Genomic DNA, 16,005 nt, shown 5'->3' with positions numbered 1-16,005 from the left:
AGCCTTCGGCCATGCGACCGCCTCTTGAGAACGTTCTCCGCAATGCGCTCGTCCAGAACCTGGAGCTGATCGAGCCGGGTCTCCGGCCTGTTCAGTTCGAGGAGTACCCGCTGCCCAACGCACACGGCACCAGGGGAAGCATCGACATCCTGGCCCGTGATCGTCATCAGATGTGGGTGGTCATCGAGCTGAAGCGGTCCCGGTCCAGCGCGCGGCAAGCCCTACACGAGGTCAACAAGTACACCGAGCTTCTCTGCCGGGAGAAGAACCTCGCGCCGGACCGCATCCGTGCGGTGATCGTAGCCATGCCGGACGACTGGGAGGAGCTCCTGATCGCCGTCAGTCACGCCGCGCGCGACTGGAGTCATGATCTTCGCGGGTACCAACTATTCCTGGACAGCAACGGCACCCCCATCGGGACCGAACGGGTGGAGCTCCTGCCTCGGGCGTTCGAACCCCGCATCACCCCCATCCACAACCTGTTCTTCTTCACCACGGAGGAACAGCGTGAGCAGGGCTGGAGGATCATCAGCAAGGTCGCGGACGAGTTGGGGGCGCTCGACCTGCTGGCGGCGGATCTAGACCGCGTAGCAGAGAAGCACTACATTCCTGCGCCTTTCGGCCTGTACCTAGCGGTAGGCCGGGTGAACGAGGAGCTCGCCGCAGCGGATCTCCTGGGTGGTTACGACGGGCCAGAACCGTTCGCCGAAGAGCACCAGGCCGAGTACTTGGCCCTCTGCGAGCTCTGTAACCGCCTTGCGCGCAGCAGGCTGCGCGGAATGAACATGGAGTCTGCACGGCCAGGACTGTTGAAGAATCTCCGTGACGACCCCAACTGGTCCATCCAAGGCTTCCGAGGCACAGGAGCCTACGACAACACCGCCGCGTTCGAGCAGCAAGACCTGTTCCGCTTCCTGACCGGGGATGAGCGAGGCGACAGTCAGGTCTTGTACACAGGCACCGCCAGCCCGCAGGTTGCCAGCCGTTGGAAGGCATTCAGGCAGGAGGCTCGGCAGAGTTTCGCCGGCAACCACGAGTGGGAGTCACTTGTGGACGGCTGGCTCGACGAGGTGGGCCCGAAGGTCGGCGAGGGAGACGTCGGATTGCACGTCTACAACCCCTGTGACCTTTTGCAAGCAATCATCCATGGGTGGCCGGACCGCATGGAGAAACTCCTGCCTATGGTCATGGGGGAAGCAGTGCCCCGCCAAGGGCTGCGGCACTCGGTGCGCGGCGTCCTGTGCTGGAACGGCCGAGGCATGTCGCTCCCCGATGCGGTACGGCTCGTGTACCGAGACCCGCTGTTCTTGATAAGCAACATGTACGGGGGGACCGTGTGGGCACGAGACCGAGAGCTATTGGACCTCCTCGGCCTGCACTACGTGCTCCTGGAGAAGATCGGACCCGTTGGGTCCGGGGCAACGGTAGAGGACGAGCACCGCATCTGGATACATCGAGAGCAGAGTCCTCGCGTCTACTCCTCCGATACGGACCCTCGCGGGTACGCACAGGCGTACGCGAGCATTGCGGCTGATGGCGAGATCGTCTCGATCGGGCAGTACCTCAACAGGCACTCCCACGAAGTGGAGCTGGTGGCCCGGGAGTACCGTGCCATCACTCATGGCGTCTAGCGCTCGCCAGATTCGGTAAGTAGCCGGTCCCAGGCCACCGCGAATGAGCAGGTCAGCATGCGATAGGTGAAAAAGGCTTGACTGAGGTGACCAGCGTGCCGAGCCGGACGCGTGTGGTGGCCGCGGCCGCCGCGGTCAGCGTCGGGACCGCCCCGAACCAGGGCCCGTACCGGAACGGCACCCGCCAGGAGAGGTGGTCATAGGTGTACGCGGTGTGGAACCCCAGCTCCTCGGCGCGTTCCCACTGCTCACGGCCACCCTCGCCCCACCGGCGGACGGGAAGAATCACGGTACTCAGACGCATGGTGACGAGCCTACGTCGTACGGCTCGTACGGATCCCGCCCACGGGCCGCGGCCCCGGCCGGCCGTGGAAGCCGCCACCGATGCCCACACCGCCGCGGCCACCCCCGAACCGATCATGCGGCTCCACTCATCAGTGCGACTCTTCGCATCATCAGTGCGGCTCTTCGCACTCCCGTGCGCTCCGGGCATCCCGTACGGGAGAATGTCCGGGTGACCTCAGCTAACGGCCCCGCCGCCGCCCTCCCGCCCCGGCTGATCGCCACCGATCTGGACGGGACCCTGCTGCGCGACGACAAGACCCTCTCGGCCCGCACCGTCGCCGCGCTCGCCTCCGCCGAGGAGGCCGGGATCGATGTCTTCTTCGTCACCGGCAGGCCGGCCCGGTGGATGGGCGTCGTCAGCGACCATGTGCACGGCCACGGCCTGGCCATCTGCGGCAACGGCGCCGCCGTGGTCGATCTCCACGGCGACGAGGGCGGGCACATCTTCGTCAAGGTCCTCCCGCTGGAGCGCACCGACGCCCTCGACGTGATCGCCATGCTGCGGACCGCCGCCCCGGGCACCTCCTTCGCCGTCGAGCGGACCGGGGGCATCCACCACGAGGCGGCGTACCCGCCCCTGCAGTTCGATCCCGCGTCGAGCGTCGCACCCGCCGAGAAACTGCTCGCGGCGGACTCCGGCCTCGCGGACCAGCCCGTACTGAAGGTGCTGGCCCATCACCCGGAGCTGGAGCCCGACGTCTTCCTCGCCCTGGCCCGCCAAGCTGTCGGCGGCCGGGCCTCGATCACCCGCTCAAGCCCGACCGCGCTGCTGGAGATCAGCGGCCCCGGCGTCTCCAAGGCCGGCACGCTGGCGCTGTGCTGTGCCGAGCGGGGCATCTCGCCCGCCGAGGTGGTCGCCTTCGGGGACATGCCGAACGACGTCGAGATGCTGCGGTGGGCCGGTACCTCGTACGCGATGAGCAACGCCCACCCGGAGGCTGTGGCAGCGGCTTCGGGGCGCACGGTCGCGAACAACGACGACGGCGTCGCGGTCGTCATCGAGCGGATCCTGAAAGTGCGCTGACCGCGCCCGACCACTGCCGGCTCGCCCCCTGCCCCTCACCCCTACAGCGGCACCTCCCAGACCACCGCCGTGCCACCGCCGCCCTCGCCGAGCCCCGGCCCGTAAGCGCTCGACCCACCCAGTGCCTCCGCGCGCCTGCTGAGGTTCCGCAGTCCGCTGCGCCGGCCGCCCTCCGGGATGCCGACCCCGTCGTCGGAGACCGTGAGGCGTACCGCCGGGCGGCCGTCGTCCAGCTGCGCCGTGGCGTCGACGGTCACATGGATACGGGAGGCGGCGGCGTGCCGGAACGCGTTGGAGAGCGCCTCCCGCAAGGCCGCGATCAGGTTCTTCCCGGTGGATTCGCCGACCGTCGAGTCCACCGGTCCCACGAAGCGGTGCGAGGGTTTGAACCCCAGCGGCACCGCCGCCATGTTGATCTCCCGCAGTACCCGTCTGCACAGGCCCGACGGGGCTTCGGCGGGCTCCTGCTGCAGCGCGAAGATGGCGGTGCGGATCTCCTGGATCGTCACATCCAGCTCGTCGACGGCCTTGCCCACACCGCGGCGCACCTCCGGCCCCGCCGACTGGCGGTGGGCGCCCTCCAGCATCATCCCGGTCGCGAACAGCCGCTGAATGACCAGGTCATGGAGGTCACGGGCGATCCGGTCGCGGTCCTCGAAGACCGCGAGGCGCTCCCTGTCGCGCTGGGCGTCCGCCATCATCAGCGCCAGCGCGGCCTGCGAGGCGAACTGGGTGGCCAGCGAGCGCTCAGCGGCGGTGAAGGGCCGGGCGCCCCGTTCCCGCGGGGTGGCCAGCGCGCCCAGCAGACGGCCGCCGCTGTGCAGGGGCAGCATCATGCTCGGCCCGTACCGTCTGCCGACCTCGGTGATCATCCGTGGGTCGGTCGCCGAATCGTCCATGAAGACCGGAGCGCCGGAGAGCAGCCTCTCCACGACTCCGCTCTCCGCGGGGACGATCAGGCCGAGCACCTCGCTGGGCACATTGCTGGAGACGGCGACGACCTCAAGGCCGCCCTCCGCGGCGGGCAGCATGATCACTCCGGCGGCCGAGTCGGCAAGCCGGCGCGCCTGTTCGGCGACCACGGTGAGCGCCTCGTCCGCGTCGCCACCCGCAAGCAGCGCCGTGGTGACAGCCACCGAACCGTCGATCCACCGCTCGCGCTGCCGGGCCGCCTCGTACAGCCGGGCGTTGTTGATCGCGATGCCGGCCTCGGTGGAGAGGACCTGGACCATGTGGAGATCGCCGTCGGTGAACCGGCTGCCGTCGGTCTTCTCCGCGACATAGAGATTGCCGAAGGTCTCGCCCTGGAACTGGACGGGGACCCCCAGGAACGTCCGCATCCGCGGATGGTGCGGAGGGAACCCGGCGAAGCGTGCGTCGGTCGTCAGATCCGCGAGCCGCACCACCCGGGCGTCCTCGATCAGCGCGCCCAGGAGCCCGGTGTGCCCGTCCGGGACGCGGCCGATCCGTGCGGCCTCCTCCTCCGGGACACCGTGGGTGACGAAGTCGCTGAGGCCGCCGCGCTCCCGGTCCAGGACGCCGATTGCGGCGTACCGGGCGCCGGACAGTCCGGCGGCGGTCTCGCAGATCCGGTTCAGGGTCGCATGCAGTTCGAGGCCCGTACCGATGGAGCGCATGGCCTCCAGCAGCTGCGGTACGCGCGCGGTGAACTCGGCGGAGAGCCCCGGACGCGCGGGGTCATCGGCGCTGGAGTTCTCCGCGGGTTCGGTGTGGTCCGGAGCTGGCATACCCCAGAGCCTAATAAGTCCTATATTGAGTGGAAAGTCGGATTCCTTTGGCTGCCGAGCAGATCGCCCGCCCGCTCGCGCTCCAGCATCCGCCGCAACGGCCCGTCCAGCGCGGCCAGCTCGGCGTAGGGACCGCGCTGGACGACCCGCCCTCCGTCCAGGACGAGCACCTCGTCGACGGCGTCGAGCCCCCGGAGCCGGTGGGTGATGAGCAGCGTCGTACGCCCTTCGGTCGCGGTCAGCAGATCCGCGGTGAGCGCGTCGGCGGTCACCAGGTCCAGATGTTCGGCCGGCTCGTCCAGGACCAGTACGGGGAAGTCGGCGAGGAGGGCGCGGGCCAGCGCCAGCCGCTGCCGCTGCCCGCCGGAGAGCCTCGCGCCGTGCTCCCCCACCGGAGTGTCGAGCCCCTCGGGCAGCCCGTCCACCCAGTCCAGCAGCCGGGCCCCGGCGAGCGCCCGGCGCAGTTCGCCGTCCGAGGCGCCGGAGCGGGCCAGCCTGAGGTTCTCCCGCAGGGAGCTGTCGAAGATGTGCGCGTCCTGGGCGCACAGCCCCACGAACCCGCGCACCGTGTCACCGTCCAGCGCGTCGGCGGCCACCCCACCGAGCGTGTAGGTCCCCGCCTCCGCGTCCAGGAAGCGCAGCAGTACCTGGGCGAGCGTCGTCTTGCCCGACCCGGAAGGGCCGACGACGGCGACCCGTCGCCCCGCTTCGAGCCTGAGGTCCATCCCGTCGAGCGCGTGCCCCCGCTGCCCCGCATGGCGCGCGGTCAGACCCCGCACCTCCAACGGGAACGGCGACCGGGGCGCCGCAGGACGCGCCGGCTCCTGTACGGGGACGGGCGCGTCCAGCACCTCGTACACCCGCTCGGCGCTCCTTCTGACCCGCTGCCGGTACTGCACGGCGAGCGGCAGACCGGTGACCGCCTCAAAGGCCGCCAGCGGAGTCAGCACCACCACCGCGAGCTCCACCCCGGCGAGCCTGCCGTCGTGGACGGCGGGGATCCCGACGAACGCGGCGGCGGCGACGGTCAGCCCGCAGACGAGCGCGGTGAGCCCGCCGCCGAGTGCGGTGGCGGTAGCCCCCCGTGCGGCGATCCGGGTCAGCGTCCGGTCCGCGTCTCCGGTACGGCCCAGCCGCCCGCGCAGCGCACCGGCGACCGTCAGCTCAGCGGTCCCCAGGAGCAGATCGACGACCCGGGTGGCCAGCACCCCGCGGGCGGGCGCCAGTTGGTGCTCGGCCCGCCGGGCGCAGAGGCCGCTCAGCGCGGGCACCCCGACCCCGGCGACCAGCAACCCCGCCGCGAGCACCGCCCCGGCGGCGGGCAGCAGCCAGGCGGTGAACCCGATGGTGACCGCCCCCACCACCACGGCGACCGAAGCCGGAAGCAGCCAGCGCAGCCAGTAGTCCTGTAGCGCGTCCACGTCGGCGACCAGCCGTGACAGCAGGTCCCCGTGCCTGACCCGGCGCAGTCCGGCGGGCGCGACGCGCTCCAGCCCGCGGTAGACGGAGACCCGCAGACCGGCGAGCATCCGCAGCACCGCGTCGTGCGACACCAGCCGCTCGGCATAGCGGAAGACGGCCCGCCCGGTCCCGAAGGCACGCGTTGCCGTGACCGCGACCATCAGATAGAGCACAGGCGGCTCCTGCGAGGCCCGCGAGATGAGCCAGCCCGATGTCGCCATGAGCCCGATGGCCGAACCCAGCGCGAGACTTCCCAGCAACAGGGCCAGCGACAGCCGCCCCCGCATCGCACCTGCGGCCTCCCGCACCCGCGCCAGCGGGCTCCTCCGGCCGGACCGGGTCGGGCCCGCGGTGACGGCCTCGGCCGCCCCCTCCACCGCCGTCGGCTCCGCCCGCTGTGCGGGTACGGCGGCGGCATGCGGCAGGAGAGCATCGCCGCCGGCCGGGGCAGCCGGTGACGTACCGGGCCGGAGAGCGACCACACGGTCGGCCACAGCGAGCAGGGCCGGCCGGTGCACCACGAGCACCACGGTGCGGCCCGCCACCAGCCGCCGTACCGCGTCGACGATGCCGGCCTCCGTCTCACCGTCCAGGGCCGCCGTCGGCTCATCGAGCAGCAGCAACGGCCGGTCGGCGAGGAACGCCCTGGCCAGTGCCAGCCGTTGCCGCTGTCCGGCCGACAGGCCCGCACCGCCCTCGCCGAGAACCGTGTCGGCCCCGTCCGGCAGCGCGGCGACGAATCCGTACGCCCCGGCATCGCGCAGAGCCCCGTGCACCGCGGCCTCATCGGCGTCGGGCCTGGCCAGGCGTACGTTCTCCGCGATCGTGCCCGCGAAGAGATACGGCTGCTGCGGTACCCAGGCGATCTGCTCACGCCACCGCTCGGGGGAGAGCGAGGCCAGCTCAACAGCGGCTCCCGGCCCCTCGTCCGGTCCGCCCGGCGCCGAAGGGGACTCAGCGGCGGGCCCGACGAGCACCCGCCCCTCGTCCGGTGCCGCAAAGCCGAGGAGGACATGGAGCAGCGTCGACTTCCCGGCCCCGCTCGGTCCGGTGACCGCGACCGTCTCCCCGGCCTCGACCACCAGCGAGGCCGACTCCAGCGACGGTTCCGAACGGCCGGGGTGGCGCACCGTCACCCGGTCCAGCTCCAGGCGCAGCGAACCCGGGACCTCGTGCGTCCCGCCCGCCGGAAGCGGTGTCTCCAGCACCGCGAAGATCTCCTCGGCGGCCGACAGCCCCTCGGCCGCCGCGTGGTATTGGGCGCCCACCTGCCGCAGCGGCAGATACGCCTCGGGCGCCAGCACCAGGATCACCAGACCCGTGTACAGGTCCAGCTCCCCCCTGACGAGCCGCAGCCCGATCCCGACAGCGACCAGCGCCACCGACAGAGTCGCCAGCAGCTCCAGCGCGAACGACGAGAGGAAGGCGATCCGCAGCGTCCTCAGCGTCGCCTTCCGGTACTCGTCCGTGATGGTCCTGATCGACTCGGCCTGCGCCTTGGCCCGTCCGAACACCTTCAGCGTCGGCAGCCCGGCCACCACATCGAGGAAGTGTCCCGACAGCCGGGAGAGCAGCCGCCACTGACGGTCCATACGGGCCTGGGTGGCCCAGCCGATGAGCATCATGAAGACCGGGATCAGCGGCAGCGTCCCGACGATGACGGCCGCCGACACCCAGTCCTCGGTGACGACCCTGACCAGCACCGCCACCGGCACGACCACCGCGAGCCCCAGCTGCGGAAGATAGCGCGAGAAATAGTCGTCCAGGGCGTCTACGCCCCGGGTGGCGAGCGCGACCAGCGACCCCGTCCGCCGGCCGGTGAGCCACTGCGGCCCCAGCTCCGCGGACCGCTCAAGCAGCCGGCGCCGCAGCTCGGACTTGACCGCGGCGCTGGCCCGGTGCGCCGCCAGCTCGGTGAGCCAGGCCACCAGGCCGCGGCCCAGCGCCACGGCCACGAGCAGCAGCAGCGTGGTCCGCAGACCCGGTACGTCCAGACCGCGCTGGAACGCCCCCACCACCACATCGGCGATCAGCATGGCCTGGGCCACGACCAGACCCGCGCCGGCCAGTCCGAGGACCACCACGGCGCCCAGGAAGAGACGGGTGGCACCGGCGTACCGGAGCAGACGCGGATCGATCGGTTTCACGTGAAACACCCTCCGCTAGTGGGCATCGGCGATGTGGTGGGTGCCCAGCCGCTTGCGGAACACCCAGTAGGTCCAGCCCTGGTAGAGCAGGACCAGCGGCGTCATGATGCCCGCGACCCAGGTCATGACCTTGAGCGTGTAATGGCCCGATGCCGCGTTGTCGATCGTCAGACTCCAGGCGGAGTTCAGCGAGGACGGCGTCACTTCCGGTGCCAGCGAAAGGAACAGCGCGGCCACCGTGGCCGCGATGGCCACACCTGTGAAGGCGAAGGCCCAGCCCTCCCGGGCCCTGGCATTCATCACGAATGCCACGACGAGTGCGGCCAGTGCCGCACAGAGCGCGGTCAGCGTGGACCCGTCGCCGCGGTCCGCCTGCAGCCAGATCAGGAAGGCCGCAGCGAGGACCACCGTCACCACGGCGGCCTTGGCCGCGAGGGCCCGTGCCCGCAGCCGGATGTCGCCCACCGTCTTGAGAGCGGTGAAGACGGCTCCGTGCAGGGTGCACAGCGCGGTGAAGGCGAAGCCGCCGAGGATCCCGTAACCGTTCAGCAGGTCGCCGAACGAACCGGCGTAGTCCTGATGGCTGTTGACCGGCACCCCGTGGACCATGTTGGCGAAGATCAGCCCCCAGAGGAACGGCAGCAGCAGCGAGCTGGTGAAGAGCACCCACTCCCAGTTGCGCTGCCAGCTCTCCTCGGACCGCTTGTGGCGGTACTCGAAGGACAGGACGCGCACGATCAGCAGGACCAGGATCAGTACGAGCAGCAGATAGAAGCCGCTGAAGAAGGTGGCGTACCAGACCGGGAAGGCGGCGAACATCGCACCTGCCGCGGTGATCAGCCACACCTCGTTCCCGTCCCAGACAGGACCGATGATGTTGATCAGCACCCGGCGCTCGCGCCGGTCCCTGGCCAGCAGCCGGGTGAGGATACCGACCCCGAAGTCGAAGCCTTCGAGGAAGAAGTAGCCGGTCCACAACACGGCGATCAGCAGAAACCAGAAGTCGTTGAGGCCCATGGCGTCTCTCCTCTCAGTACGCGAAGGTCAGGGGCTTGTCGGCGTCGGCGTCCTGGTCCCCAGACCCGCCGGACCCACCTGACGGGCCGCGCAGCCTTGGATCCTCGGCGGGCGGCTGCTCATCGGTGTCCGGCCCCATCACCGCGTACTTCTTCATCAGCCGGACATTGATCCAGCCGAGAATCGCGTACAGCGTGATCAGGACGATCAGCGAGATCAGCATCTCCGTCCGGGAGACACCGGGGGAGACGGAGTCGGCGGTCTTGAAGAGGCCGAAGACGGCCCAGGGCTGCCGGCCCATCTCGGTGAAGACCCAGCCGATGGAGTTGGCGATCAGCGGGAAGACCAGGGAGGCCATACCGACGCGCCAGCCCCACTTCGTGAAGAAGGGGTTCAGCTCCCGGCCTGCCGTGAGCATCAGCTTGGGCGCCTCGTCGTCGCCCGTCCGGTGCTCCGGCAGCAGCCACTTCTTCTTCCGCGTCAGCCAGAGTCCGGCAGCCGCGGCCACCGAGGCGGTGAGCCCGATTCCGATCATGAGCCGGAATCCCCAGAAGGTGACGAAGATGTTGGGCACATAGTCGTCGGGGCTCCCGCCGTACTTGGCCGCCTCGGCCTTCGCCGTCTGATGGATGCCGGGCACCGCGGTGTGGAAGTCGTCATGCGCGAGGAAGGAGAGGACCCCCGGCACGGACAGCTCGACCGAGTTGTGGCCGGCTCCCACATTGCCCACCGCGAAGATGGAGAAGGGTGCGGGGGCCTCCGTCTCCCAGAGCGCCTCGGCCGCGGCCATCTTCATGGGCTGCTGCTCGAACATCACCTTGCCCAGCTGGTCGCCGGAGAGCGCGGTGAGGATTCCGGCGGTCACCGTCATCACCAGCCCCATCCGCAGCGAGGTCCGCATCACGCGGGTGCGCTTGGTGTCGGTGGCGGTCCCCGCGGCCCTGGCCCGCCTGATCTTCCACAAGTGGTAGCTGGCGATCCCGACGACGAAGGCGCCGCCGGTGAGGAAGGCCGAGGTCATGGTGTGGGTGAAGACCACCAGCGCGGTCTTCTGGGTGAGCACGCCCCAGATGTCGTTGAGATGCGCGACCCCGGTGGCCCGGTCGATGGTGTACCCGACCGGGTGCTGCATCCAGGAGTTGGCCGCCAGGATGAAGTACGCCGAGAAGGTCGTACCGATCGCCACCATCCAGATGCAGGCACAGTGGAGCTTCTTGGGCAGCTTGTCCCAGCCGAAGATCCACAGCCCGATGAAGGTCGACTCGAAGAAGAAGGCGATGAGCGCCTCCATCGCGAGCGGCGCCCCGAAGACGTCACCGACGAACTTCGAGTAGTCCGACCAGTTCATCCCGAACTGGAACTCCTGGACGAGGCCGGTGGCGACCCCGATGGCCAGGTTGATCAGCAGGAGCTTCCCCCAGAACTTCGTGGCATGGAAGTACTTCTCCGTGCCCTTCCGTACCCAGGCGGTCTCGAAGCCCGCGGTGATCGCGGCGAGGGAGATCGTGAGGGGGACGAACAGGTAGTGGTAGACGGTGGTCAGCCCGAACTGCCAGCGCGCCAGGGTATCCGGCGACAGAGCTAGTTCCACGTCGTCACTCTCCTTACGTGGCCGGGGTCACAGTGGCTTTCTGTCCCTTTGGTCCCACACAGGCCGGAAGAAAAAGGACGCGCTTGTGAAAGCGTTCACATTCACAAGCAATACTACGAAAGCACTTCGGGCATGACGAAGGCGGGGTACCCATCCGGCACCCCGCCCTGGTCGGACCCTCTGCGGAAGCGGTCTACAGCTCCTTGCGGAAGGCCGCAGCCGCCTGGAGGAAGAGGTCGTTGCCCTCGGTCTCGCCGATGGAGACCCGCACGCCGTCGCCCGCGAAGGGACGCACCACCACCCCGGCCCTCTCACAGGCCGCGGCGAAGTCGACGGTGCGCTCACCCAGCCGCAGCCATACGAAGTTGGCCTGCGTCTCCGGCACCGTCCAGCCCTGGCCGACCAGCCCCTCGTACACCCGCGCCCGCTCGGTGACCAGCGAGCCGACCCGGCCCAGCAGCTCGTCCTCGGCCCGCAGCGACGCGACCGCCGCGTCCTGCGCCAGCTGGCTCACCCCGAAGGGCACCGCCGTCTTGCGCAGCGCGGTGGCGACCGGCTCATGAGCGATGGCGAAGCCGACCCGCAGCCCGGCCAGCCCGTACGCCTTGGAGAAGGTGCGCAGCACCGCCACATTGGGCCGGTCCCGGTACAGCTCGATACCGTCGGGCACATCGGTGTCCCGGTTGAACTCCCGGTACGCCTCGTCCAGGACCACCAGGACGTCCGCCGGCACCCGGTCGAGGAAGCGTTCCAGCGCGACCCTGCGGACCACGGTCCCGGTCGGGTTGTTCGGGTTGCAGACGAAGATCATCCGGGTCCGCTCGGTGATCGCGTCCGCCATCGCGTCCAGATCGTGCACATCGCCCGAGTCCAGCGGCACCTGCACCGCGGTCGCCCCGCTGATGCGCGTGATGATCGGGTACGCCTCGAACGACCGCCAGGCGTAGATCACCTCGTCGCCGGGGCCCGACGTCACCTGGAGCAGCTGCTGGGCGACGCCGACCGATCCGGTGCCCGCCGCCAGATGCGAGACCGGCACCCCGAAACGCCCGGCCAGTTCGTTCAGCAGGGCGGTGCACGCCAGGTCCGGGTACCGGTTGAAGGTGCCGGCCGCGGCGATCGCGCTCTCCATCACGCCCGGCAGCGGCGGATAGGGATTCTCGTTGGAGGACAGCTTGTAGGCGACCGGGCCGCCCGCGGCGGCCGGCCTGCCCGGAACGTACGCGGGAATACCGTCCAGTGCGGCGCGCAGCCTGGGGCTCTTCTGGCTCACAGCGGGTCCTCCTCGACTCGGTTGAGTCCACCCTATGAGGAGCGCCGCTCCGTGCGAATGGCGGGCGCCGATGGGGGGCGTATCACCTCCCCTGGCGCACGCCCCTGGCACGCGCCGTGGCGCGCGTCCCCCGAAGAGGTGAGTTGAGACCTCATCGCAACATCGGCCAGGGGCCAGGCACATGCCCACCGTCACCCGAGACTCCTTTGACAGGACCCCCAAACCCCCTGTATTCAAAGGTGATTGATGCTTAATGATCATGCAGAAACGTGCCTGTCAACGTGTGCATATGCGCTCAGCTCGACCGCCCCTCATCCACCTACTATCGGCTCGCCATGACAGCAGCAGGGAAGCACCAGGTGAGCCGGGCGGAGACTCGCAGGGCCAACCGGCAAGGACGAGCGGGCATCCGGGACGTGGCCGCCGCGGCCGGTGTCTCCATCACGACCGTCTCCGACGCGCTCAACGGCAAGGGCAGGCTCCCGGACGCCACCCGCCGCCATGTCCGCGAGGTCGCCGACCGGCTGGGCTACCGCCCTTCCGCCGCGGCCCGAACGCTCCGTACCGGAAAGTCCGGCCTCATCGGCCTGACCGTCACCACGTACGGGGATGAACCTTTCACCTTCACCGAATTCGCGTACTTCGCCGAGATGGCCAGAGCCGCCACCTCCGCCGCGCTCGCACGCGGCTACGCCCTCGTCATCCTCCCCGCGACCTCACGCCACAGCGCCGTCGACGTCTGGTCGAACGTCGCCCTCGACGGCACCGTGGTCATCGACCCCTCGGACCACGACCCGGTCGTCACCGAACTCGTACGCCAGGGGCTCCCCGTCGTGTCCGACGGGCGCCCCGCGGGCACCCTGCCCGTCACGGCCTGGGTCGACAACGACCACGAGGCCGCGGTCCTCGATCTGCTCGACCATCTCGCCGCCGCCGGGGCCCGCCGCATCGGCCTGCTGACCGGCACCACGACGGACACGTACACCCGGCTCTCCACCACCGCGTATCTGCGCTGGTGCGAACGGGTCGGACAGGATCCGGTGTACGAGTCCTACCCGGCCCACGACCCGTGCGCCGGAGCCGTGGCCGCGGACCGGCTGCTCGCCCGCCCGGACCGCCCGGACGCCGTCTACGGGCTCTTCGACCCCAACGGCACCGATCTCCTCGCGGCAGCACGGCGGTACGGGCTGCGTGTCCCGGAGGATCTGCTGCTGGTCTGCTGCAGTGAGTCCACCGTGTACGCGAGCACGGAGCCGCCCATCACGACCCTCTCGCTCAAGCCCCGCCGGATCGGTACGGCCGTCATCCAGTTACTCATCGATGCCATCGAAGGCGTCAACGACGACCAGCCGGTCGAGCAGGTGATGCCGACCGAACTCATCGTCCGTACCTCGTCCCAGCGCCGCCCGCCGCGCACCACGGTGAGTGCGCCCCGCTCCCCGTCACCGGACTGACCGCCCGTATAGGGACGAAACGGGTGGCCGGGCGGCAGGTCATCCGGATTCAGCACCCCTGGTGCGTCACAGAGTGCCAGTCGCATTCCTATGATGGGCGCACGACACCGCGGGCCCCCCGACCAGGCAGGTCCGACCGGTGCACGGCGCGCGACGGTGGTGGAGGGGTCGATGACTCAGGGGGCCGGTCTGGAACCCGCGATGCGGACGGCGACAGTGCGGGACTTCCGCGTACCGCCGCTGCCCGCGTCCGAGCACGTCCACGATGCCGAGAAGGCGCCGCCGTACACCGAGGGCGAGGAGCCGGACGGCTACACGCCGACCCAGCGCGACCTCCCTGTCGTCCACCGCGCCGGGCCCGGTGACACGGTCGTCGTACGGACCGCGCCCGACCCTCTGCCCGCGGAGGGCGAGGCGGGACTCGGCCCGCTCTTCGTCGTCGGCGACGTCCACGGATACCTCGACGAGCTCCTGGCCGCGCTGTGCGCCCAGGGGCTCATCGACACCGAGGGCAGCTGGGCGGCGGGCAACGCCCGTCTCTGGTTCCTCGGCGACTTCACCGACCGCGGCCCCGACGGCATCGGCGTCATCGACCTGGTGATGCGGCTGTCCGCCGAGGCCGCGGCCGCCGGGGGCTACTGCAAGGCCCTCATGGGCAACCACGAGCTGCTGCTCATCGGCGCCAAGCGCTTCGGCGACACCCCGGTCAACTCCGGTGCTGGCACCGCGACCTTCCAGGCCGCCTGGCTGCTCAACGGCGGCCAGAAGGCCGACATGGACCGGCTGCAGGACGTCCACCTCCAGTGGATGTCGCGGCTGGACGCCATGGAGCTGGAGGACGACCACCTCCTGGTGCACTCGGACACCACCGCCTATCTCGACTACGGCGATTCACTGGAAGCGGTCAACGACACCGTCCGCGAGACGCTCACCCGTAACGATGCCGACGAATGCTGGGACCTCTTCCGCAAGTTCACCAAGCGCTTCGCGTTCCGCGACGATTCGGGTCCGCAGGCCGTGCAGGAACTCCTCGGCGTCTTCGGCGGCCACCGCATCGTCCACGGCCACAGCCCCATCCCCTATCTGCTCGGCGAGGTCGGGGCCGAGGACGGCGAGGACAGTCCGCGCACCGTCATCGAAGGCCCGCACGTGTACGCGGACGGGCTCGCCGTCGCCATGGACGGCGGCGTGACCATGGCCGGAAAGCTCCTCGTGGTGCAGTTGCCGCTGCCGAACTGAACCGCGCCCCCGGAGGCGATTTCCGGAAACCCTCTGTTACCCCGTGCCATAACAGCTCTACCATCGGGTTATCCGTAGCAGGCTCTCCTCCGTTTACGCCCAACTGCCCGTCGGAAGGCAGGCGGTACGGCCCGACGGAGCATCGGGGGATGCACATGAACAGCGCTTCGCACCTGCTGACAGAGGACCGTCCGGAGTTCGAGCGGCTCCTCGACGACGCACTGCGCACCGCGCCCGACCGACCGGATCTGGCCGAGCTGGGGCAGCGGCTCAACAGCGAGCAGCTGCGCACCATGGTGCTCGACGCGGACAGCCTGGTCACCGCGGCCGCGGCAGCCGAGTACGAACACTTCGTGAAGGTACGCGCCGAACTCCGCGCGCCCGCACCGGACTCGATGCGCGCCTCCGTCCTCGCGCCCGTCAGAGGCGGCGGCCGTACGGGCGCGGGGCTCGCCGCCGTGCTGGCCGTGCTGGCCCCGGTGCTCGCGGGCACCGCCGCCCTGATCTTCCTGCTGGTGGGCTATCTGCTCAAGGCGCTCGATCCGGCGCCCGCCTTCGGCAACACCATGGTCACCGCGGGCTGGTTCTTCGCGGCACTCACCGCCGCGGCCATCCTGGCCGCCGCGGTCGGGCTCCTCCTGACGGCGCTGCGCAACGGCTCGAACGAGGTGCACGCCGAGCCGGAGGAGGGCGACGACGAGCTCTCCGAGGAGGTCGCCCGCGCCCGCGAAGCCTGGCGCCATGCCCTGCTGGAACGGGGCATCGTCCCGTTCCTGAGCGCCGCGCTCACCGACCCGGGCGCCGGTCCGACGGCCGCCGCCCCGTACCGGCCGGCCGGCCGCATACCGAGCCTCGGCTACAGCCGTCCCGACTTCGACAGCCCGGACCAGGGTGAGACGGCGGCCTCCGAGCGCCCCAGTTTCACCAGCCCGGATTTCACGAGCCCGGACTTCGGCGGCCCGGACCACCGGCCGGAGTGACACCGGTCCGGGGGGGGGCGCGGCCCGCGCGCGGTATACCAGGGGGACTTAAGTCCATCTTATAAATAGGTGTTGGGCCCCAGACAGCCCGCGGG

The 16,005-nt window shown here is 70.1% G+C and carries 11 protein-coding genes; 5 read left to right on the top strand and 6 right to left on the bottom strand.

Annotation, left to right across the window (positions count from 1 at the left end; translation table 11 throughout):
• Window positions 1–11 precede the first annotated feature (11 nt).
• Entirely contained in the window at window positions 12–1,631 is a 1,620-nt protein-coding gene (locus tag ACFXBC_RS01790) for an endonuclease NucS domain-containing protein (protein WP_385017360.1), read from the top strand.
• Between the two features lie 52 nt (window positions 1,632–1,683).
• On the opposite strand, the gene ACFXBC_RS01785 is transcribed toward ACFXBC_RS01790, so the two are convergent.
• Window positions 1,684–1,935: an LLM class flavin-dependent oxidoreductase gene (locus ACFXBC_RS01785; protein ID WP_385017357.1), complete on the bottom strand. Its 252-nt coding sequence runs from the start codon at window positions 1,933–1,935 to the stop codon at window positions 1,684–1,686.
• Window positions 1,936–2,145: 210 nt separating this feature from the next.
• Between ACFXBC_RS01785 and ACFXBC_RS01780 the strand changes: the two genes are divergently transcribed.
• The gene (locus ACFXBC_RS01780; protein WP_385017354.1) at window positions 2,146–3,000 is read left to right on the top strand and encodes a Cof-type HAD-IIB family hydrolase; all 855 of its coding nucleotides are present in this window, start codon (window positions 2,146–2,148) and stop codon (window positions 2,998–3,000) included.
• A gap of 41 nt (window positions 3,001–3,041) precedes the next feature.
• Here ACFXBC_RS01780 and ACFXBC_RS01775 read toward each other — a convergent pair whose 3' ends face one another.
• The 5 genes from ACFXBC_RS01775 to hisC all read right to left on the bottom strand — a co-directional run bounded on the left by ACFXBC_RS01775 (window position 3,042) and on the right by hisC (window position 12,237).
• Entirely contained in the window at window positions 3,042–4,748 is a 1,707-nt protein-coding gene (locus tag ACFXBC_RS01775) for a GAF domain-containing protein (protein ID WP_385017351.1), read from the bottom strand.
• Between the two features lie 20 nt (window positions 4,749–4,768).
• Window positions 4,769–8,356 carry a thiol reductant ABC exporter subunit CydD gene (gene cydD, locus ACFXBC_RS01770; RefSeq protein ID WP_385017347.1) on the bottom strand — a complete coding sequence of 1,196 codons (3,588 nt, stop codon included), beginning with the start codon at window positions 8,354–8,356 and terminating at the stop codon, window positions 4,769–4,771.
• A 15-nt stretch (window positions 8,357–8,371) separates the two neighbouring features.
• The gene (gene cydB / locus ACFXBC_RS01765) at window positions 8,372–9,373 is read right to left on the bottom strand and encodes a cytochrome d ubiquinol oxidase subunit II (RefSeq protein ID WP_385017344.1); all 1,002 of its coding nucleotides are present in this window, start codon (window positions 9,371–9,373) and stop codon (window positions 8,372–8,374) included.
• 13 nt (window positions 9,374–9,386) lie between these two features.
• Window positions 9,387–10,964, bottom strand: coding sequence for a cytochrome ubiquinol oxidase subunit I (locus ACFXBC_RS01760; protein WP_385017341.1), 1,578 nt, complete (start codon window positions 10,962–10,964; stop codon window positions 9,387–9,389).
• 193 nt (window positions 10,965–11,157) lie between these two features.
• The gene (gene hisC, locus ACFXBC_RS01755; protein WP_385017338.1) at window positions 11,158–12,237 is read right to left on the bottom strand and encodes a histidinol-phosphate transaminase; all 1,080 of its coding nucleotides are present in this window, start codon (window positions 12,235–12,237) and stop codon (window positions 11,158–11,160) included.
• A 335-nt stretch (window positions 12,238–12,572) separates the two neighbouring features.
• Here hisC and ACFXBC_RS01750 point away from each other — a divergent pair, with 335 nt between their 5' ends.
• From ACFXBC_RS01750 to ACFXBC_RS01740, 3 genes are all read left to right on the top strand, one after another.
• Window positions 12,573–13,691 carry a LacI family DNA-binding transcriptional regulator gene (locus ACFXBC_RS01750; RefSeq protein ID WP_385017335.1) on the top strand — a complete coding sequence of 373 codons (1,119 nt, stop codon included), beginning with the start codon at window positions 12,573–12,575 and terminating at the stop codon, window positions 13,689–13,691.
• 171 nt (window positions 13,692–13,862) lie between these two features.
• Entirely contained in the window at window positions 13,863–14,930 is a 1,068-nt protein-coding gene (locus tag ACFXBC_RS01745) for a metallophosphoesterase (RefSeq protein ID WP_385017332.1), read from the top strand.
• A gap of 149 nt (window positions 14,931–15,079) precedes the next feature.
• Window positions 15,080–15,910 (top strand): hypothetical protein, encoded by an 831-nt coding sequence (locus ACFXBC_RS01740; protein ID WP_385017329.1) that lies wholly within the window; start codon window positions 15,080–15,082, stop codon window positions 15,908–15,910.
• Window positions 15,911–16,005: the final 95 nt, after the last annotated feature.

Source organism: Streptomyces sp. NPDC059398, assembly GCF_042751845.1.
GTDB lineage: Bacteria > Actinomycetota > Actinomycetes > Streptomycetales > Streptomycetaceae > Streptomyces.
Note: the sequence above shows the minus strand (reverse complement) of the source record. Positions and strands in the feature narration are given on the sequence as shown.

What these genes read in the sequence shown, in the direction of transcription:
- ACFXBC_RS01790 (WP_385017360.1), top strand. Translation starts at nt 12, where the DNA reads ATGCGACCGCCTCTTGAGAACGTTCTCCGCAATGCGCTCGTCCAGAAC.
- ACFXBC_RS01785 (WP_385017357.1), bottom strand. Translation starts at nt 1,935, where the DNA reads ATGCGTCTGAGTACCGTGATTCTTCCCGTCCGCCGGTGGGGCGAGGGT.
- ACFXBC_RS01775 (WP_385017351.1), bottom strand. Translation starts at nt 4,748, where the DNA reads ATGCCAGCTCCGGACCACACCGAACCCGCGGAGAACTCCAGCGCCGAT.
- cydB (WP_385017344.1), bottom strand. Translation starts at nt 9,373, where the DNA reads ATGGGCCTCAACGACTTCTGGTTTCTGCTGATCGCCGTGTTGTGGACC.
- ACFXBC_RS01750 (WP_385017335.1), top strand. Translation starts at nt 12,573, where the DNA reads ATGACAGCAGCAGGGAAGCACCAGGTGAGCCGGGCGGAGACTCGCAGG.
- ACFXBC_RS01745 (WP_385017332.1), top strand. Translation starts at nt 13,863, where the DNA reads ATGACTCAGGGGGCCGGTCTGGAACCCGCGATGCGGACGGCGACAGTG.
- ACFXBC_RS01740 (WP_385017329.1), top strand. Translation starts at nt 15,080, where the DNA reads ATGCACATGAACAGCGCTTCGCACCTGCTGACAGAGGACCGTCCGGAG.